Source organism: Polynucleobacter sp. MG-Unter2-18 (assembly GCF_018687675.1).
Lineage (GTDB): Bacteria > Pseudomonadota > Gammaproteobacteria > Burkholderiales > Burkholderiaceae > Polynucleobacter.
The window spans coordinates 136,815-158,717 of record NZ_CP061302.1; the positions used below are offsets into that span (position 1 = coordinate 136,815).

Below are 21,903 nucleotides of genomic sequence, written 5' to 3' on the forward strand. Positions count from 1 at the left end.
AAAATTTAATTACTAGCATGACATACTATTAAATAAATAGATATGTCGGCAATCATGAAAAAAATACTCCTAGAGTGGAATTTAGGCTTTTTAATTAGTGCGGTAACGTACACAATTTTGTTTTATCTCAATGCATGGTTGACGACTTATTTGGCATACGGCTTGGGAGTGAATTGGATTTATCTTCCTGCTGGCCTGCGTTTATTTTTGACTCTCGTCTTTGGCTTATCAGGTGCTCTTGGTATTGCAGTCACCTCATTCTTAATTTCCTACCTAGGTGATTTTCCGCCAGAGCTGATCACTTGTATTGGCGTGGGATTAATATCTGGATTTGCTCCTTACTTAGCAAGAATTTTTGTGGTGAGTAATGTAAATATCTCGCCCGATCTGGGTAATTTGAGCTTACCAAAATTAGCCTTCTGTATTTTGATCTATGCCGTACTAAGTGCAGGCTTGCATCAATGGTGGTTTCTAGTCAGGGGTCTTGATGAGACCGGAAGCTTCAATCACTTCCTTGTCATGCTGTTGGGTGATCTGTTGGGAACAGTTCTACTGATTGGCCTTATTAAAGCTGGACTTGATTTACTTAAGTCTTCTAAGATGGCTTAATTAAATAGCTCACTTAAAGCCACACCCGGGTCATTAGCGCGCATAAAGGCCTCGCCTACCAAGAATGCATTGATCTGATGATCGCGCATCAATTGCACATCCGCACGATTCATGATTCCAGATTCGGTAACCAGAGTTTTTCCAGAAGGAACCATTGATAGCAAGGAGAGGGTTGTTTGAAGGGTAACTTCAAAAGTCTTCAGGTTACGATTATTGATTCCTAGCAATGGCGTTTTTAATTCAAGGCCTTGCTCTAGCTCGGGAGCGTTATGAACTTCAACGAGGACATCGAGACCGAGTTCATGAGCACAAGCTTCTAGCTCCTTCATTTGATTGAGATCTAAGCAGGCCACAATGAGCAAAACAGCATCAGCACCGATTGCCCTTGCTTCATAGACTTGATACGGGTTGATCGTAAAGTCTTTGCGTAAAACTGGAATATTGCATGCAGCTCTTGCAGCCTGAAGGTAAGCATTAGTCCCCTGAAAATACTCCTTATCCGTGAGCACAGATAAACAGGCTGCCCCATTTTTTTCATAAGATTGAGCAATCTCCGCCGGCTGAAAATCCTCTCGCAAGATTCCTTTGCTAGGGCTGGCTTTCTTAATCTCGGTAATGACGCCAGCTTTACCTGCTGTGATTTTGCGCTCAATAGATTGAATAAAGCCTCGCGGCTTTAACAGTACATTACGATTATTTTCTTCGGCCTGATCGCGCTGATTAGCTAAAGAAATTTTTTTCAAATCGGCAGCGATCTCTATTTTCTTGGTAGCAACAATTTTGTCGAGGATATCGCTCATGAAGATCTTAATTAGTTTTGGGTTGCAGCTACAAATTGGTCTAGCTTTTGACGAGCAGCACCAGATGCAATCGCTGCTTGCGCCATCTGAATGCCGCTAGCAATGCTTGGCACTACGTCAGCTACATAAAGTACTGCACCAGCATTGAGGCTAACAATATCACTTGCTGGGCCGGATTTTTTATTGAGCACATCTAAAACAATCGCCTTAGATTCTTCGGCATCGGCCACCTTAAAGCTACTGGTAGGTGCCGTACTTAAACCAAAGTCTTTTGGATGAATCTCATATTCACGAACTTCACCATCTTTTAATTCACCAACGAGAGTGGGGCCCTCGAGAGAGATCTCATCCAAGCCATCACGGCCATAAACCACTAATGCATGATCCATTCCCATTGCTTGCAATACCCGAGCTTGAATGCCGACTAAGTCTGCATGGAACACGCCCATTAGGATGCGCTTAGCATCTGCTGGGTTTGTAAGAGGCCCTAGGATATTAAAAATTGTACGCACACCCAAATCTTTGCGAATTGGCACAACATTCTTCATTGCAGGGTGATGGTTTGGAGCAAACATAAAGCCCGCACCCACCTCAGAAATACACTTCGCGACTTGCTCTGGTGAAAGCGACAGCTTCACGCCTAAGGACTCCAAAATATCTGCGCTACCGGATTTGCTACTCACGCTGCGATTGCCATGCTTAGCAATTTTTGCACCAGCCGCTGCGGCGACAAACATGGCAGCTGTAGAAATATTGAAAGTGTGAGCGCCGTCTCCACCTGTACCCACTACATCAACTAAATTTTTTCTATCCTCAACATGTACTGGCGTCGCAAATTCACGCATGACTTGGGCAGCTGCTGCAATTTCACCAACAGTCTCCTTTTTGGTGCGCAGGGCAACGAGTAGGCCAGCAACTAAAGTTGGTGGCATCTCACCACTCATAATCAGGCGCATCATGGCAGTCATCTCATCATGAGAGAGTTCACGATGTTCAATGCAACGCTGTAGTGCTTGCTGTGGAGTAATGGACATGGAAATCGACCTAGTGCCTGTAAGTTATTTGGCTTGTAAGAAGTTCTTCAGCAACGCATGACCATGCTCAGAAAGAATCGATTCTGGATGGAACTGCACACCTTCTACCGCGAGTTCTTTATGACGTACACCCATAATTTCACCATCAGAAGAAGTGGCTGTTACCTCAAGAACGGCTGGCAATGAACTCTTTTCAATAGCAAGTGAGTGATAACGCGTTACTTTGAATGGATTGGGTAAATCTTTGAAAACGCCAACACCTGTATGGTGAATATCATCCGTTTTGCCATGCATGACTTTCTGGGCCCGAACAATTTGTCCGCCAAAAGCCTCGCCAATTGCTTGATGTCCAAGGCAGACGCCGAGAATAGGAATTTGTCCAGCATAGCGTTGAATTGCGGCTACAGAAATTCCTGCCTCCGCTGGACTGCAGGGCCCTGGTGAAATGCAAATACGTGCAGGATTGATCTTGGCAATCTCTTCAACGGAAATTTCATCATTGCGGAAGACCTTCACCTCCTCGCCAAGTTCTGCAAAATACTGAACGAGGTTGTAGGTAAATGAATCGTAGTTATCAATCATGAGGAGCATCGAGTCCTCCTTGCACTAAATCCGCTGCCATTAAAACTGCTCGAGCTTTCACTTCGGTTTCTTTCCATTCGGCAGTAGGGTCAGAGTCTGCCACCACACCAGCACCCGCTTGAGAATGCAGTACACCTTCACGAATCACGCCGGTACGAATGGCAATCGCTACATCCATATCTCCAGAGAAGGAGAGGTAGCCAACAGCACCACCATAAACTCCGCGTTTCACAATTTCCATCTCATCAATAATTTCCATCGCCCGAATTTTAGGGGCGCCCGATAAAGTGCCGGCAGGGAAAGTTGCACGCAGAACATCCATATTGCTCATATTGTCTAATAGCTCGCCTTCAACAGAGCTCACAATGTGCTGTACGTGAGAATATTTTTCAATCGACATAGAGTCTGTCACTTTGACGGTCCCAGTCTTTGCGATACGACCTACATCATTGCGTGCTAAGTCAATTAACATCACATGCTCTGCGATCTCTTTTGGATCGGCAAGTAATTCTGTAGCAAGGCGCTCATCTTCTTCGGGTGTCGCACCACGAGGGCGTGTGCCAGCTAATGGACGAATCGTCACAATCTTCTGGCTCTCACGTTGCTCTTGTCGCACCAAGATCTCTGGTGATGAACCGACTACTTGCAGATCACCAAAGTCATAGAAGTACATATAAGGTGATGGATTTAAAGAGCGCAATGCACGGTATAGACTGAGTGGTGAATCTGTAAATGGTTTACTAATGCGCTGGCCAATCACTACCTGCATGCAATCGCCAGCCAAAATATATTCTTTGGTTTTGAGGACGGCATTTTCAAAATCTGCTGCTTTGAACTTGCGGATTAATTCTGTTTTAGTGCTTGGTAATGAGGCTGGCATGCTCACAGGTTTGCTTAAGCAAGCAAGCAATTCTTTTAATCGAGCTTGGCCCTTATCAAAGCTATCTGTCACGCTGGGGTCTGCGTAAACAATTAAATAAATGCGACCTGCAACATTATCAATAACCGCCAACTCTTCAGTGAGCATCAACTGAATATCAGGCACACCCAATTCATCTGGCAGATGGTGTTTTGCTAAACGCGACTCAATATAGCGAACTGTGTCATACCCAAAGTAGCCTGCAAGACCGCCACAGAAGCGTGGGAGTCCGGGCTGAACTGCAACTTTAAAGCGCTTAAAATACGCGTCTACAAAATCCAACGGGTTGTCATGATTACTTTCAACTACCTTGTCGTTGAAGAGTACTTCGGTGAGTGGTGCATCAGGCGTACCCACTGTTCTCAAAACAGTTTTTGCAGGTAAGCCAATAAATGAGAAGCGACCAAAGCGCTCACCACCCAGAACAGATTCAAGTAGATAGGTATTCTTTTGACCAAAGGCTTGAGTGAGCTTGACGTATAGCGAGAGTGGCGTCTCTAAGTCAGCTAAAACTTCTTTCACCAATGGAATGCGATTGAAACCCTGTTTTGCGAGGGCAAGAAATTCATCGTGCTGCATTACGCTTTCCCTGACTTCGCTAGTTCTGTGCGCATCGCTTTTATAACGTCTGCATAATTATCTTTGCCAAAGATTGCAGAGCCTGCAACAAAAGTATCTGCTCCAGCTTTGGCTACTTCTGCAATGTTGTCGACCTTAATGCCGCCATCCACTTCAAGACGAATATGGCGACCAGTTTCTTGTTGATGGCGATCTAGACGCGCACGTACTTGAGCGATCTTATCTAGCGTACTCGGAATAAATGACTGACCACCAAACCCTGGATTAACCGACATCAATAAAACTAGATCAAGTAACTCAAGTGTGTGATCTAAGTGATGTAGCGGCGTCGCAGGATTTAAAACCAAGCCAGCCTGACAACCTTGGTCGCGAATCAAATTAATTGTGCGGTTCACATGAGGACTGGCCTCTGGATGAAAGCTAATCAGGTTTGCACCTGCTTTTGCAAAATCTGGAATGATGCGATCTACTGGTTCCACCATGAGGTGCACATCAATCATCGCTGGCTTGCCATCTTTTGTTGCGTGTGGACGAATTGCCTCGCAAACCAAGGGGCCAATAGTCAGGTTGGGGACGTAGTGGTTGTCCATCACATCAAAGTGAATCCAGTCTGCACCCGCCAAGAGAACATCCTGAACTTCCTTGCCGAGGCAAGCAAAGTCAGCCGACAAAATGGAGGGGGCAATGACAAACTGGCTATTTGAGGGTGATTTCTGACTGTCCATCCCTAGATTCTAGCTTGCAGTTGGACTCAGGATGGAGCAGAATTCGAGCATGAATCCTCATGAAATCAGCATTACGGTCAAAACCCAGTATTTGGCCGACCAGTCTGACCCAGATAATCGTCAGTTTGCCTTTGCCTACACGGTCGCTATTAAAAACACCGGTACGGCCAGCATCCAGCTAATCGCCCGCCATTGGTTTATTACCGATGGGGAAAATGATGTCCAGGAAGTGCGTGGCTTGGGAGTGGTAGGCCAACAACCGCTGCTGCGCGCGGGGGAGCAGTTTGAGTACACCAGTTGGGCCACCTTACCAACGCCAGCGGGAACAATGCGTGGAGAGTATTTCTGTGTCACTGAAGAAGCTCAGTTTTTCCAGGCCCCAATCCCTGAATTTGCTTTAGTGATGCCCAGAACCTTGCACTAGGGTCTCAAAAGCTCTATTTTTTTCCCTTACCGGTCCACAGGACGATAAAAAGCAGCAGGGCTAAGGCTAAGCCACCCTCCAAGGCAAACAAGATCATGGGGTATTCATCGAGTAAATTGGCAATCATGATTTCCATATCCAAATTGATAAGTCGCAAAAATACTTCGCGAGTCTTTGTCTGCAGTGTATTCGCTGTCAGCATTGCCAGCTTATTGGCTGCTTGCTCTACGCCTTCTACCCGAGGATCTGCTTATCGATCTAGTGGTGCTGCGCCAACTAGCTACAGCTCCTCTATCGCTAGCTTCCGATCCGTCTCGTGGCAGGACTTGCCCGGCTGGCAAGAGGATGATTTAACCCAGGCTTGGCCAGCTTGGCTCAAGAGTTGTGATGCTTTGCGTAAACGCAATAGCGAAATTAATTGGCGCCAGGTGTGCCCCCAAGCTTCAACGATTTCAGGTCGTGATGGACGTGCGATACGCCAATATTTTGAGGGAAACTTTCAGGTGTACGAAGTGCGTAACAGCGCTACAGGTAACGAATCTGGGCTAATCACCGGTTATTACGAGCCTGTCATGAATGGCTCCCAGACTCGCACAGCTATCTATTCCGTTCCCTTATACAGCCTGCCAAATGCCTGGAAAGGCTCAAAACCAAGCCCTGCGCCAGCACGTGCTGAGCTCATGAGCTCCGGTGTGCTTCGAGGCTCAGAAATCGCGTGGGTGCAAGATCCTGTAGCTGCCGCTTTTATGCAAATTCAAGGATCTGGAAAAATTCGTTTGGAAGATGGGCGCGTATTACGACTCGGTTATGCCGGCACCAATGATCAGCCATTCAAGTCTTTTGCCCAGTGGTTGCTTGATCGCAAAGAGATTACGCGCGGTGAGGCAACGATGCAGGGTATTTCTGCATGGGCCAAGCGCAACCCAGGTCGAGTAGAGGAGATGCTTAATGCCAATCCTCGATTTGTGTTCTTTAAAGAGTTGCCAAGTAACGTCAGTGCCGATCTGGGGCCTAATGGCGCATTGGGCGTGCCTTTAACTGCTGAGCGTAGCATTGCTATTGATTTGAAAGCCATGCCTTTAGGCGCCCCAGTATTTTTAAGCACCACTAAGCCGCTAAGTAGTCAAACCTTGCAAAAGTTAGTAATGGCTCAAGATACAGGTAAAGCCATTGTGGGCGGGGTGCGGGCGGATTACTATTGGGGATCAGGCGATTCCGCAGGTGAGTTGGCGGGACGCATGAAGCAAGATGGCAAGATGTGGTTATTGTTGCCTCGCTGAACAAGTTATTTTTGAAAGAGATCGATGACCTACAACACCATATTGACTGAAGTGGATGGCAAAGTTGCCGTCATTACCCTCAATCGTCCTCAAGTATTAAACGCCCTAAATGATGAGTTAATGAATGAATTAGGTGAGGCGCTGTTGGGTTTTGATACTGATGACAATATTGGCTGCGTCATTATTACCGGCAGTGAAAAGGCATTTGCAGCTGGTGCAGATATTGCAACAATGGCTAAATATGGTTTTGCTGACGTCTATCGCGGTGACTTTATCTCGCGCAACTGGGAAGAGATAAAAAAAGTACGCAAGCCAGTGATTGCTGCAGTATCTGGATACGCTCTTGGCGGCGGATGTGAGTTAGCGATGATGTGCGACACCATCATGGCAGCAGACAGCGCTAAGTTTGCGCAACCGGAAGTAAAGCTAGGAATCATTCCTGGGGCTGGTGGTACGCAGCGTTTACCGCGCGCAGTCTCAAAAGCAAAAGCAATGGATTTAGCTTTAACAGGTCGCATGATGGATGCAGCTGAGGCTGAGCGCTCTGGACTTGTTTCTCGTATTTTCCCGCAAGCAGATTTACTAAAAGAAGTGAAAGCAATTGCTAAGACAATTGCGGATATGCCGCTGCTAACTGCAATGATGGTGAAAGAAGCAATTAATGCGGCTTATGAAACTACGCTCTCAGAAGGTATTCATTTTGAGCGTCGTTTATTCCATTCGTGCTTTGCGACTCATGATCAAAAAGAAGGCATGGCAGCTTTTATGGAAAAGCGCCCAGCTCAATTTACGAACTCGTAAAAGCATTAGCAATCAGAGTGAATTATTTTTCCAAGTAGCGTTGAGCTAGCTTGACCCAATAGCTGACTCCTACTGGGATCAGCGCGTCATTAAAGTCATAAGAAGGATTGTGAAGATGGCATGGGCCCATGCCATGACCTACCGAGCGGTGATCGCCATCACCATTGCCTAGAAATACATAACAACCAGGTTTCTCCAGGAGCATGAATGCGAAGTCTTCTGCGCCCATTGTTGGATCGATAGAGGTATTGACGTTTTGCGCTCCAACCAGTTCACTCATGACCTCGCTTGCAAAACTTACTTCCTTGTCATGATTGATGAGTGGAGGATAGTTGCGAGCAAAGCTGACTTCAGCTTGACAGTCAAATGCGCTAGATACGTTATGAGAGATTTCTCGTAAGCGTTTTTCAATCAAATCCAAAACTTCTAAGGTGAATGTGCGAACGGTTCCGCCAATAAAGGCGCTATCTGGAATCACGTTGCTTGTCTCGCCCGCATGAAACTGTGTGACCGATAAGACTGCTGCATCCACAGGGCGTTTATTACGAGTAATGATGCTTTGCAGGGCTTGGACAACTTGAGCCCCCGCAAGTACAGGGTCAGCACTATTGTGTGGCAAGGCGGCATGTCCACCTTTACCTCGAATAGTGATTTCAAAAGTATTGCTTGATGCCATCATTGGGCCAGACGTCACGCCAAAATGCCCTTCGGCAAGTCCTGGCCAGTTGTGCAGACCAAAGACAGCATCGCAAGGAAATTGCTTAAAGAGTCCATCGTTAATCATTTCTTGCGCGCCAGCACCACCTTCTTCGGCAGGCTGAAAAATGAAAATTACTGAACCGGTAAAGTCTCGATGATTAGATAAGTATTGAGCAGCACCTAGTAGCATGGCAATGTGACCATCATGACCACAGGCATGCATCTTGCCGGGATTCTTTGAAGTATGTTCAAAGTTATTGTGTTCTTGTAATGGCAGTGCATCCATGTCGGCACGCAATCCAATCATCTTGCCTGAACCTAAGTCCCCATCCAGTTTTCCGACAACTCCAGTTTTCCCAAGGCCGCGATAAACCGTGATTCCCCAGCTCGAAAGCGCTTCAGCCACAAGATCGGAAGTACGATTTTCTTCAAAACGCAATTCTGGATGCGCATGGATGTTGCGGCGAATCTCTTGAATAGCTGATGCGGAGTCTATGATTTCTGGAAGTAATCGCATAGCTTTATCTTATCTGAATTTATTCAGGCAGTTTTATGTGTCCTGCAGCAAATCGTAAGGCCTCAATGGAATAGGGGGCATTCTCTGATTTCTGAAGATGCGGAGGCAGGGTGGGAATAATGCCTAAAAATGGCGCAAATATTCGTTCCTCTAAGGTTTGAATATTCTCATCTAAAAGAGGCATTTCCTCTGAAAGTGTATTGGCTACCCAGCCCGCAATTGTCAACTGGCGCGACACAATTGCTTCGCAAGTGAGTAGGGCATGATTGATGCAACCTAAGCGCATGCCTACTACCAGAATGACTGGTAAATCCATCGCCTGCGCTACATCCCCCAAATCTTCCTGCTCGTTTAGCGGGACCAAAAACCCGCCTGCGCCTTCAACTACTACCGAATCAAATGCTGAGGCCAATGCATTGAATTCATCTAAGATTCGGGTGGCATCTAAATGCACCTTATTTTGCTTGGCAACGAGATGGGGGGCTGCTGCCACATCTAAAACAAATGGACAAAGACTTTGCTCGTGAGCATTTAATCCTGAAGCAATCCGCAATGTCTCCAAGTCTTCATTGAGTTTTTGGCCGCTAGCATCAACATAAGTCCCTGCAACCACCGGTTTGAAGCCTATGGTGCGAATACCATCTTCCCTCAATTTCAGAATGAGTGCGCCGCTAACCAAAGTTTTGCCAACTTCAGTATCAGTACCAGTGACAAAAAAACTGCTAGATGTTCTTGGTGTCATAAGTTACTTTTTACTTCTTGCTCAATTACCTGCAATGTCTTGATCAGCTCTCGTAAATCATCAACGCTATGATTTGCAGAAAAAGTGATACGTAGACGCGAGCTACCGACGGGTACGGTAGGTGGTCGAATTGCTGGAATCCAATAACCTGCCTCATCTAAGAGCTTGGCGGCTGCCAATGCACTGGCATTGCTTCCTAAGATCACAGGCTGAATTGGGGTTGATGAGGGTGTTTTTTCCCAGCGCTGGAAAGTCATTTCATTGCGCCAAATTTGAATCAATTGATTTAATTGTTTACGACGTGCAATACCTTCCTTGCCCTCGATGAGTTCCAAGCTAGTAAGTAGGGTGTGTGCAATCGCAGGCGGCGTAGCGGTACTATAAATATAGGGACGCCCTTTTTGGATCAGCCATTCAATAAAAGGCGCAGCTGCACAAATAAATGCGCCGCTGACACCAGCTGCTTTGCCAAGCGTGCCAACATAAATAATCCTTTCTGAATGCACGGCCGATTGCTCCAGAATGCCATGGCCCTGTTCGCCAAGCACTCCAAAGCCATGCGCATCATCTACCATCAGCAGCGCATCATATTGTTCAGCAATCCGAAGTAGATTTTTTACGGGCGCAATATCCCCATCCATACTGAAGACCCCATCGACCACAATCAATTTAAGTGGGTGCGCATCTTGCTGTAATACTTCTTCTAGAAAATCGAGATTTTGGTGATCAAACAAAGTCACTTTAGCTTTAGTTTGTGAACTTGCTAGACGTACACCATCAATCAAAGAGGCATGATTGAGTTTGGCTGAATAAATACTGACTTCACCTTGATTAGCAAGTTTACTTAGACCGGTAATCGCATTGATGTTGGCAAGATAGCCAGTACTAAAAAATAGTGCTCTTGGATTGGGAATATATTTACTCTCACAAGCCGCTAATTTTTTTTCAAGTAGATCATGCGCAATGCTGTGACCACTGATTAAGTGTGACGCACCGCTACCAACCCCATATCGTTTTGCACCTTCGGCAAGCGCAGCAACTAATTCAGGATGATTTGCTAGGCCCAAGTAGTCGTTACTACAAAACGCCTTGAGTTCTCGTTGGTCAACTTGAGCCTTGGTATCACAGGGTGACGCGGTGGTACGCAATTTGCGTCTAAGTAATTGCGCATCTAGGTCGTCAATCTGGTGCTCTGCCATAGCTCGAGCTTTAAAGTTTGTACTCATACCAGCACCTGATTGAGCGCGCGCTGTACAGAGATACCCATTCGCATCATTTCTTCTGAAGAGAGAATATACGGCGGCATGACGTAAATCGTATTACCAATGGGTCTGATGAGAATACCTTCTGCCATTCCTGCAGAAAAGATCTCTCGTGTAAAAGTAGTTTTACGCTGGAGTGATTCAGGTTTGACATCAAATGCCAGGATCATGCCTTGCTGACGCCAATGTTCAATGCGAGGATCTACTTTTGCCCAAGCAAATGCACTAGCGAGATCTTTGTTGCGTTCAATGTTTTTTTCAAGAACAGATTCAGTTTCGAAAATGTCTAAGCAGGCGAGTGCAGCAGCGCATGCTAATGGGTTACCTGTATAGGAATGCGAGTGCAAGAAACCTTGTTGCAGTTGATCGCCATAGAAGGCCTGATAAATTTTGTCAGTTGTCATAGAGAGTGACAACGGCAGATATCCACCGCTGATGCCCTTAGAGAGCGTCAAGAAGTCCGGCCAAATTCCCGCATGTTCACAAGCAAAGAACTTTCCTGATCGACCACAGCCTACTGCGATCTCATCGGCGATGAGATGAATGTTGTAACGGTCACAGAGTGATCTTACAAGGCGTAAATATCCAGGAGAGTACATTGCCATTTGTCCGGCGCATTGAACAAGCGGCTCAACAATGATTGCGGCGATATGATGATGCTCTGCCTTTAGTAACTCTTCTAATTTTTCTGCTGCTCGCATGGCGACATCGTCAGCACTTTCACCAAGCTGCGCTTTTCGTGAATCAGGTGAAGGTACGGTAAAGACATCTTGCAATAGCGATCCATACGCTTCTCGAAATATCGCAACATCAGTGACTGCTAATGCACCTAAAGTTTCACCGTGATAACCATTTTCTAGGCAGACAAATTTTTTCTTTTGGGGATGATTACTCAGTCGCCAGAAGTGGTGGCTCATCTTTAAAGCAATCTCTACTGCAGACGCACCATCGGATGCAAAAAATACGTGACCTAAGTGGCCTTGAGTTAAAGCAGATAGTTTTTCGGATAGCTCCACTACAGGGGGATGGGTAAAGCCAGCGAGCATGACATGCTCAATTTTTTCAAGTTGACTTGTAATGGCCTGATTGATGCGCGGATTGGAGTGGCCAAATAGATTGGTCCACCAGGAGCTAATGCAATCGAGGAGGGCATTGCCCTGGTCATCAAAGAGCCAAGCACCCCTACCTTTAGTAATGGCAATTAATGGTAATGACTCGTGATGCTTCATCTGAGTGCAGGGATGCCAAACAGCATCTAGGCTGCGATCAACCAGAGAGGTTTGATTTGGATCAGAAATAAGCTTCATGTTTGGTATTTGACCACTAGTTTTTCCTAATTTAGGCTTCTATCTGTTATGTTTATGCCTTGAATTGATCTATTTTCTGGAATTCGACCATGCAGGCCACGCAAACTATTGAAAAACCCCTCACCCAAGTCAAATCTCAAAAGGATTTACATAAAGAGGTTGACGCTTTGGGTGCTTGGTCGGTAGCCCAGGTTGAGGCTCTATTTGCTCTGCCATTTAGTGACTTGATGTTCAAGGCACAAGAGACCCATCGTGCCAACTTCCCTGATGGTGATGTGGAATTGGCTACGCTTTTGTCAATCAAGACCGGCGGTTGCCCAGAGGATTGTGGATATTGTCCTCAGGCGGCTCGTTATGACACTGATGTCAAGGCGAACAAGTTGATGGATTTAGATGAGGTGCTTGAGGCTGCCAAAGCTGCCAAAGCTGCCGGATCAAACCGTTTTTGCATGGGTGCTGCTTGGCGGGAGCCCAAAGATCGTGATATTGAAAAAGTCACGGCCATGATCAAGGGCGTGAAGGCTTTGGGCCTTGAAACCTGCGCGACTCTGGGGATGCTGGAGCCCAATCAGGCTCAAGCCCTCCAAGAGGCAGGCTTAGACTTCTACAACCACAACCTGGATACCAGCGAGGACTTCTATCGCTCAGTTATCTCTACTCGGGGCTATCAAGACCGTTTGGACACGATCTCTAATGTGCGTGCCGTAGGCATGTCAGTGTGTTGTGGCGGTATTGTGGGCATGGGTGAGTCTCGTGAACAACGTGCAGCCTTCTTGGCGCGTTTGGCTAATTTAAGTCCGTATCCAGAGTCAGTACCAATTAACCATTTGGTTCCTGTGGCTGGAACCCCTTTGGCAGATCAGAAACCCTTGGATCCGCTCGAATTTGTGAGAACCATTGCTGTAGCTCGTATCACTATGCCGCGTGCGCGTGTGCGCCTCTCGGCTGGACGTCAGGAGTTGGGTAGGGCAGTTCAGGCTATGTGCTTTCAGGCTGGGGCCAATTCGATTTTTTATGGTGAGCAACTACTCACTACCGGTAATCCTGAGGCAGAACAAGACCGCGAGCTATTGGCTGAACTAGGTTTGAAGACTAAGCAAAGTAGCAAAACAGAGGTTTTAGTTTAGTTTCTCAGGCTTATGGCGCTAATTGATCGCTTCATTACTGAGTTTGATACAGCCCTACGTTCGGTAGTCGGGGGCGCTCATGCTCATCGCCCAATGCCGGGTTCAAATACTCCATCTAGTGGATTATTGGATGCCAAAGAGAGAGAACATGCAGCTGGGTTAATGCGCGTGAATCATGTGGGCGAGGTCTGCGCTCAAGCTCTTTATCAGGCTCAAAAATTAGTAGCTCGCAACCCTGAAATTCGGCAGATGTTAGATGACTCTGGCCAAGAAGAGATGGATCATTTAGCTTGGTGTGAAACACGCCTCCAAGAGTTGGGCTCACACACTAGTTATCTCAACCCAATTTGGTATGCAGGATCCTTTGCAATCGGCTTGGTTGCTGGCTTAGCGGGCGATAAGTGGAGTCTTGGATTTGTTGCTGAAACAGAAAAACAGGTAGAGAATCACCTCGAGAGTCATCTCGAAACATTGCCATTAGAAGATGAACGTTCTCGTGCAATTGTTGACCAAATGCGCATCGATGAAATTGAGCATGGACAGGCCGCCATTTTGGCTGGTGGAGCGGTCTTGCCGAAGCCCATTCAGAGTCTGATGCAGGTCATGTCTAAAGTGATGACAAGCACCGCTTATAAAATTTAGCCGTTACTAATTTTTCGAATATTTTTATTTAATATACTGTGTATTAATACAGTATATTTACCTATTATTAGGCTAAATAGCTAAGACCTATTCTTAAGTATATTTTCCAAGCCATTGTTTCAAGTAGCATTTTTATAAGCACCATTTTATTAACATATGACGCTAAGTGTTTGTAATCACTAGGAAATTTCCTAAAAAATAAGCCAAAAAGACTTGACCCTCTTATTACGATCCTCTAAAGTGGGAGGAAGTGTGAAAAAGTGGGGTAAATGGTGTTTCAAGGTGCGTCAGCTCTCAATTTAGATGCAAAAGGCCGCATGTCTGTGCCGGCAAAGCATCGTGACGCCTTGTTAGTTCAAGGTGAGGGCCGAATTACGCTCACAAAACACCCCGACGGATGCCTGCTGCTATTCCCTCGACCTGAGTGGGAAACCTTCCGCTCACGTGTTGCGCAATTGCCAATGGATGCCCATTGGTGGCGCCGCATCTTTCTTGGCAACGCTGCAGAAGTCGATTTGGACGGCGCCGGAAGAATTTTGGTGAGCCCAGAGTTGCGATCAGCCGCTGGCATTGAAAAAGAAGTGATGCTGCTCGGCATGGGTAGTCATCTAGAGTTGTGGGACGCCGCTACTTACGCTGCAAAAGAACAGGCTGCCATCGCACAAGGTATGCCTGAAGCCCTGAAGCAATTTAATTTTTGATGACAGGGCGCCATGAACATAACTCATCGCCCAGTATTACTGGCCGAGGCGGTGACAGCGCTGGTCAGTGGACCGCTGATCACTTCCCCCGCAGCTTCAAAAAATCTACTTTTGATCGATGGAACCTTTGGGCGCGGTGGTCATACTCAAGCATTGCTAGCGCAACTACCTGCGAATGCGCGAATGATTTCTTTCGACAAGGATTTGGATGCGATCGCAGTAGCAGAAAAAATCAACGACTCCCGTTTACGCATCGTTCACGACAGTTTTGCGCAGATGGATCAGTACGCAGATCCAGAATCCGTCGATGGAATTCTGTTAGATCTCGGTATCAGCTCTCCACAAGTGGACGAAGCACATCGTGGGTTCTCTTTTCGCAAGGATGGTCCGCTCGATATGCGCATGAACACAGACCAAGGCCTAACAGCAGCGGAGTGGTTGGAGCAAGCATCACAAGAGGACATCACTTACGTGATTAAGACTTACGGTGAGGAACGTTTTGCATTTCAGATTGCTAAAGCCATTGTGGCAAAGCGAGAAGAAGGCTTATCTCCAAAAACAACCTTGCAATTAGCAGGCCTGGTAGCCGGCGTGGTTCGTACAAGAGAAGTTGGTCAAGATCCTGCGACTCGTACTTTCCAAGCACTCCGTATTTTTATTAATCGTGAGTTAGAAGATTTAGAGCTCGGATTAAAAGCAGCGCTCAATTTATTAAAGCCAGGTGCACGCTTAGCAGTGATTAGCTTTCACTCTCTCGAAGATCGGATTGTGAAACAGTTTTTGCAGTCGCATGCCAAAGTTGAAGTACCACGTGGACTACCTGTCCGCGATAGAGATTTACCTCAAAGTGCTTTAGAAATTATTGGGCGCGTCAAGCCAAGTGATGAAGAGGTTCGAGAAAATCCCCGTGCTCGTTCCGCCATCATGCGTGTTGCTGAAAAACGTACAGGGGTATTAGCTTGAATCGCGCTACGCTCACCTTATTGGTATTGCTATTAGTTTGTGCACTATCTTTGGTAGCAGCTCAACAGCGAGCACGTAAATTATTTATTTCCTTAGATCGCGCACAAATCGAGGAGCGCAAACTCAATCAAGACTGGCTACGCTTGGAGTATGAGCAGCGCAATCTATCAAAGTCTGCAAGAATTCGCGATGTTGCTCGCAATCAGTTGCACATGGCTCCCATATCTCCAGAGCGTACTTTGTACTTAAAGGAGGCTAGATGAGGACTGTAGGTTTTTCAACTACGCCCAATCTAGTATTGCGTCTGCCGATGTGGCGGTCACGCCTAATGCTATTCATGTTGTTCTTCGTGTTCATGCTGCTGTTAATCCGCGCTTTTTGGATTCAGGGTCCGGGAAATGCTTTTTATGAAGCCAAAGGTGTACGTGGTACACAGCGTGAATTGGAATTACCTGCTTCACGTGGAAAGATATTAGATCGCAATGGCCAAGTGATTGCTACGAGCTTAGAGGCAAAGTCGGTGATCGCTTATAACGATACTGTCCCCGATGATTTAGCCGCAGATAAGGTTCAGAAGTTAGCCAAACTATTGCAGCTAAGTGAATCTGAATTACGTAAAAAGTTAAAAGAGGATCGTAAGCAGATTTTTTTGAAACGCCAAGTAGATCCAGCTGTAGCGCAACAGATTAAGCAATTGGAAATTCCGGGCATTGGCTTAAATAACGAATATCGTCGCTTTTACCCAGAAGGTGAAGCGATGGCGCACGTTGTTGGCTTTACAAACGTGGAAGATCGTGGCCAAGAAGGCATGGAACTTTCAAGAGAAAAAGAATTGGCTGGGCACCCAGGCGCTCGTCGAGTAGTTGTAGATCGCCTCGGTCGCGTAGTTGAAGATGTTGCCATTTTGCAGTTACCGCAAAACGGTAAGGATTTGCAACTTTCTATTGACAGCAAGATTCAGTTTCTGGCCTATAACGCTGTTAAAAATGCGGTTGAGCAGCACCGTGCAAGTGCTGGTGGCGCAGTCGTCTTGGATACGCAGACTGGCGAAATCTTGGCTTTAGCAAATTACCCGAGCTATAACCCAAACGATCGTAAGAAGTTAACGGGTGAGCAGTTACGTAATCGCGTTTTGACCGACACCTTTGAGCCTGGCTCAACAATAAAACCGTTAACCGTGGCAATTGCTTTGGAGAAGGGTGCCATCACACCAAATACCAATATGGTGATTGGTGCTAAGTACTTGGTGGGTCCAAAACCGATTACAGATACCCACCCTTACAGCAACTTAACTATTTCTCAAATTATTCAGAAATCTAGCAATATTGGTACGGCCAAAATTGCGATGAATAATTTATCTGCGGAAGAGATGTGGAATTTTTATACATCGGTTGGTTTGGGTCAGGCACCGAAGATTGGCTTCCCAGGTGCCGTAGCTGGTACGGTCCATCCCTATAAGAAATGGATGCCAACAGATCAGGCGCGAATTTCGTTTGGCTATGGCATTTCAGGCTCACTCTTTCAGGTTGCTCGCGCGTACACAATCTTTGCGCGTGATGGCGAGTTAGTACCCCTTACGATCGAGCGAAGTCCAGATTTTAAGCCTGGTACACAGGTAATTTCTGCTAAGACAGCCATTGAGATGCGTAGCATGATGGAGTCAGTAACTGAGCCTGGTGGGACTGCCATTAAAGCGCAAGCTGAAGGTTATCGAGTTGGTGGAAAAACAGGTACAGCGCATAAATTAGTAGGTAAGGGCTATGGCAATAAATACCGCGCTTACTTTGCAGGTCTAGCACCAATCAGCGCCCCTCGCATTGTGGTTGCCGTCATGATTGATGAGCCGACTGCTGGTAGTCATTATGGTGGTGATGTTGCTGCGCCAGTTTTTTCCACTATTGTGAGTGAGACCCTGCGTACGTTAAATGTATTGCCAGATAGCAATATGAAGCAGATGACACTGCAGGATATAAATCCTACAGAAATTCAGATTGCTACAGTGAAAACAAATGCAGCGGTTTTAAAAAGATGATGGCAATGGTCTATATTGAACCCCATCTTTTAATTTCACATCTACGTGATCTCACTTCAGCGAATGCAAAAGTGACTGCGGATAGCCGTCAAATTGATCCTGGCGATATCTTCTTTGCATACGCTGTTGGTCATGGTAATGCCCTGCGAGATGGTCGTGATTACATTGCAGCTGCCCTAGCAAATGGTGCAGCGGCAGTAGTGTTCGATCCTGCCGATGGTATTGCGAATGAATACTTAAATAACCCAGGATGTTTTGCTGTCGAGAATTTAGCAGTCTTAGCTGGAGAACTCTGCGCGGAGTGGTATGACTACCCAAGCAAAAATCTCAATGTCATCGGTGTCACAGGTACCAATGGAAAAACCAGTATTACTCAGTGGCTGGCACAGGCTATGGATGAACCTAATCATCGCACTGCAGTATTGGGTACATTGGGTACTGGGTTTCCGGGTGCACTCATTCAGACTGGTTACACCACGCCAGATGCGCCGCAATTACAGACCCAACTAAAAGAATTGCTTGATAAAGGAGCTCAGAATCTTGCTATAGAGATTTCTTCTCATGCATTAGATCAAGATCGTGTTGCTGGATTGGATGTTCGTAGTGCTGTATTTACCAATTTGACTCAAGATCATTTGGATTATCACGACACTATGGGGGAGTACGCTGAAGCAAAAGCAAAGCTATTTACATTGCCCCAACTTAAAAATGCTGTCATCAATTTTGATGATGTATTCGGGCGAGAATTGGCGATGAAGCTACTTGCTGGCGATGGTCCTCAAGTATGGGGCTATGCCTTAAGCAGTAATGCATTTAATGGATTTGAAAAATTTGGTGATCGTCTGAAGCGTAGCTATACGGAAAACACTTTATTTACAAATGCTGATTATAAATCTCAATTTAATTGCGATGCTATAGGCTCAAGCGCCATTCAGCTTGCGGTTTTGGGTGAATTCAATCTCAGCAATTGCCTTGCTGTTTGGACCGTTCTGCTAGCTCAAGGTATGAGTCTAGGGGATGTTTCTAAACGCATGAATAAGCTAAGTGCTGTTCCAGGACGTATGGAAGTGATTTGCCTGAATAAAGCGCAGAGAACTGAAGGCCCATTGATTGTGGTGGACTATGCACATACACCAGATGCCCTCACTAAAGCATTGACCGCATTGCGCCCAATTGCAAATCAACGCAATGGAAAAGTATGGTGTGTCTTTGGTTGCGGGGGTGATCGAGACTTAGGTAAGCGCCCCCAAATGGGTCGTGCAGCTCAAGAGTTTGCTGATCATATTGTGATTACAAGCGATAACCCTCGATCCGAAGATCCAGTATCCATTATTGCCATGATTCAATCTGGTATGTCAGGTGATTTAGGAAATGTTCAAGCGCTACCTGATAGGGCGGCTGCCATTATGGCTGCGGTACGAAATGCTGATGTCAAAGATATTGTCTTGGTTGCTGGTAAAGGCCATGAGTCAACTCAAGAAATCAATGGTAAGAAATTTGATTTTTCCGATCAAGAGCACATTCGATTAGCAGCAGGGGGTAGCGTATGAGTACGCCTATGACCACTCTTGCTCAAGTTCATGCCATGTTGCCAGGCAGCCAGCTGATTCACACTGATACAGAATCTGCACGAGAGATTGCTATTTCTCGTGTTGGCAGTGATAGTCGTCAGATTCAGTCTGGCGAATTATTTATTGCTTTAGCGGGCGAACGTTTTGATGCACACGATTTTTTGGGTGATGTCGCTAAAGCCGGTGCAAGTGCAGCACTCGTTAGTCAAAAGGAAAAGTGCCCTATAAGCTTAGCTGCAGTATGTGTCCAAGATGTTAAGCAAGGTTTAGGTGAGCTGGCGAAGGCATGGCGTACACAATTTTCTATCCCCGTAGCTTTGGTAACTGGCTCAAATGGTAAGACCACCGTAAAAGAGATGATTGCTTCCATCTTTAAGGCTGCTGTCGGTGAAGAACGCACACTGGTTACTAAAGGTAACTTCAATAATGATATTGGCCTGCCCTTAACCTTATTGCGCATGCGACTAACTGACCGCTTAGCGGTAATTGAGCTGGGTATGAATCATCCTGGTGAAACGGCAGAGTTAGCAGTCATTGCCCAAGCTAATATTGCTCTGATTAATAATGCTCAGCGAGAGCATCAAGAATTCATGGCGACTGTGGAGGCGGTTGCAAAAGAACATGGAAGCGCCTTAAGTTCGCTCCCTACAGACGGTGTCGCAGTATTTCCTGCGGATTCTCCATTTTCTGATGTTTGGTATCAAGCTGCTGCAGGTCGCAAGGTAATTGACTTTGCTTTGTCTGCTAACTCTGAATTATATAAGGCTTCTGTTTTAGGTAAGTTAACCGCTAACGGAAAAATTGAGATTGCAACAGAACTCGGCAAGATTGAGGTCCAGCTCAACACCTTAGGAAATCACAATGTGCGTAATGCATTAGCAGCTAGCGCAGTTGCCTTGGGTGCTGGTTTAAGTTTGGAGCAAATTCAAGCAGGTCTGGAATCTTTTGTCCCAGTAAATGGACGTATGCAATCCAAGCCTTTAAATGCAGATCGTACTTTGATTGATGATAGCTATAACGCTAACCCCGATTCTGTGAGAGCTGCTATCGATGCGCTTAAACAGTCTGGAAATACTTCTTGGTTGGTGTTGGGTGATATGGGTGAAGTTGGCGATCAAGGCCCTGGCTTCCATGAGGAGGTTGGCGCCTATGCTGCAGAGCAGGGCGTTAGCAAGTTATTTGCATTCGGAGAGCAGTGCAAATTTGCGGTGCAGAAATTTAATGAGTCACAGAAGTTTTCGCCTAGTAGTAGCGCTACTCATTTCGCTACATTAGATCAGTTGATTGAAGAGCTTAATTTGGCACTAGTAGACCACGAGTCAAGCAAGCAGCAGCATTTAGATATTTTGGTTAAGGGATCTCGTTTTATGCGTATGGAGCGTGTAGTGCATGCCCTATTAGAGGAGGCTAAAACATGCTCTTAATGTTGGCGCAATGGTTGCAAGATGATTTTGGATTTTTCCGAGTCTTTAGTTACATCACGTTTAGAGCAGTGATGGCAACATTGACTGCTTTGCTGATCGGTTTAGCAGCCGGTCCGTGGGTTATTCGGAAGTTAACCGCATTGAAGATGGGCCAAGCAGTCCGTACAGACGGCCCACAAACCCACTTAGTGAAATCAGGCACACCTACGATGGGTGGTGTATTAATTCTGTTGGGTATTTTTATCTCCTGCATGCTGTGGGCTGATCTGAGTAATCGTTTTATTTGGATTGTGATGATTGTCACTTTTGGGTTTGGCTTGGTTGGTTGGGTTGATGATTACCGCAAAGTAGCGCGGAAAGATCCTAAAGGAATGGCCTCGAGAGAAAAATTCTTTTGGCAAACTTTGATTGGCTTATTTGCTGCTATTTATTTAGCTTTCTCTGTGTCCGAAGTAAATAACCTCAAAGTTTTGCAGCTGTTCTTTGATTGGCTTAAGAGTGGCTTCGCTTTGGACTTGCCAGCTAAATCAAATTTACTTATTCCTTTCATGAAAGAGGTAAGTTACCCACTGGGTGTTATGGGTTTCATCATTCTGAGTTACTTGGTCATTGTGGGAAGTAGTAACGCCGTTAATCTAACGGATGGACTAGATGGTCTAGTGATTATGCCAGTCATATTAGTAGGCGCTGCTTTAGGCGCATTTGCTTATGTGATGGGTAATGCGATTTACGCAAAGTATTTATTGTTTCCTTATATTCCTGGCGCAGGTGAGCTCATGATTTTCTGTGGGGCTATGGGCGGTGCGGGATTAGCATTCCTTTGGTACAACACACATCCTGCTCAAGTATTTATGGGTGACGTTGGTGCACTTGCACTAGGTGGTGCGCTCGGCACTATTGCTGTGATTGTCCGTCAGGAAATCGTGCTCTTTGTTATGGGTGGGATATTCGTGGCAGAAACACTGTCAGTGATGCTGCAAGTTTTCTGGTTCAAATTTACTAAGAAGCGTTTTGGTGAAGGTCGTCGTATTTTTAGGATGGCCCCACTGCATCACCATTTCGAATTGGGTGGCTGGCGCGAAACGCAAGTTGTAGTTCGTTTCTGGATCATCACCATTTTATTAGTTCTCATTGGCCTCTCCAGCCTGAAATTAAGGTAAGCC

At 46.1% G+C, this 21,903-nt stretch carries 23 protein-coding genes; 13 read left to right on the top strand and 10 right to left on the bottom strand.

Features of this window, described 5'->3' with window-relative positions:
* Positions 1-54 precede the first annotated feature (54 nt).
* On the top strand, positions 55-609 hold the full coding sequence (locus C2759_RS00770; RefSeq protein WP_215355491.1) for a hypothetical protein: 555 nt from the start codon (positions 55-57) through the stop codon (positions 607-609).
* Here the strand turns inward: C2759_RS00770 and trpC are convergent.
* From trpC to rpe, 5 genes are read right to left on the bottom strand one after another with little or no spacing between them, the layout of a single operon-like run.
* A complete protein-coding gene (gene trpC, locus C2759_RS00775; RefSeq protein ID WP_215355493.1) occupies positions 606-1,409 on the bottom strand; it encodes an indole-3-glycerol phosphate synthase TrpC in 804 nt (267 codons plus the stop codon). The two genes, C2759_RS00770 and trpC, sit on opposite strands and share 4 nt — an antisense overlap.
* Positions 1,410-1,420: 11 nt before the next feature.
* Positions 1,421-2,443, bottom strand: coding sequence for an anthranilate phosphoribosyltransferase (gene trpD / locus C2759_RS00780; protein WP_215355494.1), 1,023 nt, complete (start codon positions 2,441-2,443; stop codon positions 1,421-1,423).
* A gap of 24 nt (positions 2,444-2,467) precedes the next feature.
* On the bottom strand, positions 2,468-3,034 hold the full coding sequence (locus tag C2759_RS00785) for an aminodeoxychorismate/anthranilate synthase component II (protein WP_215355496.1): 567 nt from the start codon (positions 3,032-3,034) through the stop codon (positions 2,468-2,470).
* Positions 3,018-4,523, bottom strand: coding sequence for an anthranilate synthase component I (gene trpE, locus C2759_RS00790; protein WP_215355498.1), 1,506 nt, complete (start codon positions 4,521-4,523; stop codon positions 3,018-3,020). The genes C2759_RS00785 and trpE overlap by 17 nt, the downstream gene beginning before the upstream one ends.
* Positions 4,523-5,248 carry a ribulose-phosphate 3-epimerase gene (gene rpe / locus C2759_RS00795; RefSeq protein WP_215355500.1) on the bottom strand — a complete coding sequence of 242 codons (726 nt, stop codon included), beginning with the start codon at positions 5,246-5,248 and terminating at the stop codon, positions 4,523-4,525. The genes trpE and rpe overlap by 1 nt, the downstream gene beginning before the upstream one ends.
* A 49-nt stretch (positions 5,249-5,297) precedes the next feature.
* Between rpe and apaG the strand changes: the two genes are divergently transcribed.
* Positions 5,298-5,672 carry a Co2+/Mg2+ efflux protein ApaG gene (apaG, locus tag C2759_RS00800; protein WP_215331843.1) on the top strand — a complete coding sequence of 125 codons (375 nt, stop codon included), beginning with the start codon at positions 5,298-5,300 and terminating at the stop codon, positions 5,670-5,672.
* 13 nt (positions 5,673-5,685) lie between these two features.
* Here the strand turns inward: apaG and C2759_RS00805 are convergent, their stop codons facing one another.
* Positions 5,686-5,874, bottom strand: coding sequence for a hypothetical protein (locus tag C2759_RS00805; RefSeq protein ID WP_215356773.1), 189 nt, complete (start codon positions 5,872-5,874; stop codon positions 5,686-5,688).
* Between the two features lie 10 nt (positions 5,875-5,884).
* Here C2759_RS00805 and C2759_RS00810 point away from each other — a divergent pair, with 10 nt between their 5' ends.
* Both C2759_RS00810 and C2759_RS00815 read left to right on the top strand, forming a co-directional pair.
* Positions 5,885-6,952, top strand: coding sequence for a murein transglycosylase A (locus C2759_RS00810; RefSeq protein WP_371816910.1), 1,068 nt, complete (start codon positions 5,885-5,887; stop codon positions 6,950-6,952).
* A gap of 24 nt (positions 6,953-6,976) precedes the next feature.
* Positions 6,977-7,753, top strand: coding sequence for an enoyl-CoA hydratase (locus C2759_RS00815; protein WP_215355504.1), 777 nt, complete (start codon positions 6,977-6,979; stop codon positions 7,751-7,753).
* Positions 7,754-7,775: 22 nt separating this feature from the next.
* On the opposite strand, the gene C2759_RS00820 is transcribed toward C2759_RS00815, so the two are convergent.
* The 4 genes from C2759_RS00820 to bioA are packed head-to-tail and all read right to left on the bottom strand — an operon-like array spanning position 7,776 to position 12,280.
* Positions 7,776-8,969: a M20 aminoacylase family protein gene (locus tag C2759_RS00820; RefSeq protein ID WP_215355506.1), complete on the bottom strand. Its 1,194-nt coding sequence runs from the start codon at positions 8,967-8,969 to the stop codon at positions 7,776-7,778.
* A 19-nt stretch (positions 8,970-8,988) separates the two neighbouring features.
* Positions 8,989-9,711, bottom strand: a complete 723-nt coding sequence (gene bioD, locus C2759_RS00825) for a dethiobiotin synthase (protein WP_215355508.1) — start codon at positions 9,709-9,711, stop codon at positions 8,989-8,991.
* On the bottom strand, positions 9,708-10,937 hold the full coding sequence (locus tag C2759_RS00830) for an 8-amino-7-oxononanoate synthase (RefSeq protein ID WP_215355510.1): 1,230 nt from the start codon (positions 10,935-10,937) through the stop codon (positions 9,708-9,710). The genes bioD and C2759_RS00830 overlap by 4 nt, the downstream gene beginning before the upstream one ends.
* Positions 10,934-12,280 carry an adenosylmethionine--8-amino-7-oxononanoate transaminase gene (gene bioA, locus C2759_RS00835; protein WP_215355512.1) on the bottom strand — a complete coding sequence of 449 codons (1,347 nt, stop codon included), beginning with the start codon at positions 12,278-12,280 and terminating at the stop codon, positions 10,934-10,936. The genes C2759_RS00830 and bioA overlap by 4 nt, the downstream gene beginning before the upstream one ends.
* A gap of 89 nt (positions 12,281-12,369) precedes the next feature.
* Between bioA and bioB the strand changes: the two genes are divergently transcribed.
* The 9 genes from bioB to mraY all read left to right on the top strand — a co-directional run bounded on the left by bioB (position 12,370) and on the right by mraY (position 21,900).
* Complete coding sequence (bioB, locus tag C2759_RS00840) at positions 12,370-13,407, top strand: biotin synthase BioB (protein WP_215355514.1); 1,038 nt, start codon at positions 12,370-12,372, stop codon at positions 13,405-13,407.
* A 12-nt stretch (positions 13,408-13,419) separates the two neighbouring features.
* Complete coding sequence (coq7, locus tag C2759_RS00845; protein ID WP_215355516.1) at positions 13,420-14,049, top strand: 2-polyprenyl-3-methyl-6-methoxy-1,4-benzoquinone monooxygenase; 630 nt, start codon at positions 13,420-13,422, stop codon at positions 14,047-14,049.
* 272 nt (positions 14,050-14,321) lie between these two features.
* Positions 14,322-14,750 carry a division/cell wall cluster transcriptional repressor MraZ gene (gene mraZ / locus C2759_RS00850; protein ID WP_046331039.1) on the top strand — a complete coding sequence of 143 codons (429 nt, stop codon included), beginning with the start codon at positions 14,322-14,324 and terminating at the stop codon, positions 14,748-14,750.
* Positions 14,751-14,762: 12 nt separating this feature from the next.
* Entirely contained in the window at positions 14,763-15,713 is a 951-nt protein-coding gene (gene rsmH, locus C2759_RS00855; protein WP_215355518.1) for a 16S rRNA (cytosine(1402)-N(4))-methyltransferase RsmH, read from the top strand.
* Complete coding sequence (gene ftsL / locus C2759_RS00860; RefSeq protein WP_046329456.1) at positions 15,710-15,976, top strand: cell division protein FtsL; 267 nt, start codon at positions 15,710-15,712, stop codon at positions 15,974-15,976. Before rsmH ends, ftsL begins: the two co-directional genes overlap by 4 nt.
* Positions 15,973-17,745, top strand: coding sequence for a penicillin-binding protein 2 (locus tag C2759_RS00865; RefSeq protein ID WP_251366979.1), 1,773 nt, complete (start codon positions 15,973-15,975; stop codon positions 17,743-17,745). The genes ftsL and C2759_RS00865 overlap by 4 nt, the downstream gene beginning before the upstream one ends.
* Positions 17,742-19,295 (top strand): UDP-N-acetylmuramoyl-L-alanyl-D-glutamate--2,6-diaminopimelate ligase, encoded by a 1,554-nt coding sequence (locus tag C2759_RS00870; RefSeq protein WP_215355520.1) that lies wholly within the window; start codon positions 17,742-17,744, stop codon positions 19,293-19,295. Before C2759_RS00865 ends, C2759_RS00870 begins: the two co-directional genes overlap by 4 nt.
* Positions 19,292-20,740 carry a UDP-N-acetylmuramoyl-tripeptide--D-alanyl-D-alanine ligase gene (gene murF / locus C2759_RS00875; protein ID WP_251366981.1) on the top strand — a complete coding sequence of 483 codons (1,449 nt, stop codon included), beginning with the start codon at positions 19,292-19,294 and terminating at the stop codon, positions 20,738-20,740. The genes C2759_RS00870 and murF overlap by 4 nt, the downstream gene beginning before the upstream one ends.
* Complete coding sequence (mraY, locus tag C2759_RS00880) at positions 20,731-21,900, top strand: phospho-N-acetylmuramoyl-pentapeptide-transferase (RefSeq protein WP_215355522.1); 1,170 nt, start codon at positions 20,731-20,733, stop codon at positions 21,898-21,900. The genes murF and mraY overlap by 10 nt, the downstream gene beginning before the upstream one ends.
* Positions 21,901-21,903 lie beyond the last annotated feature (3 nt).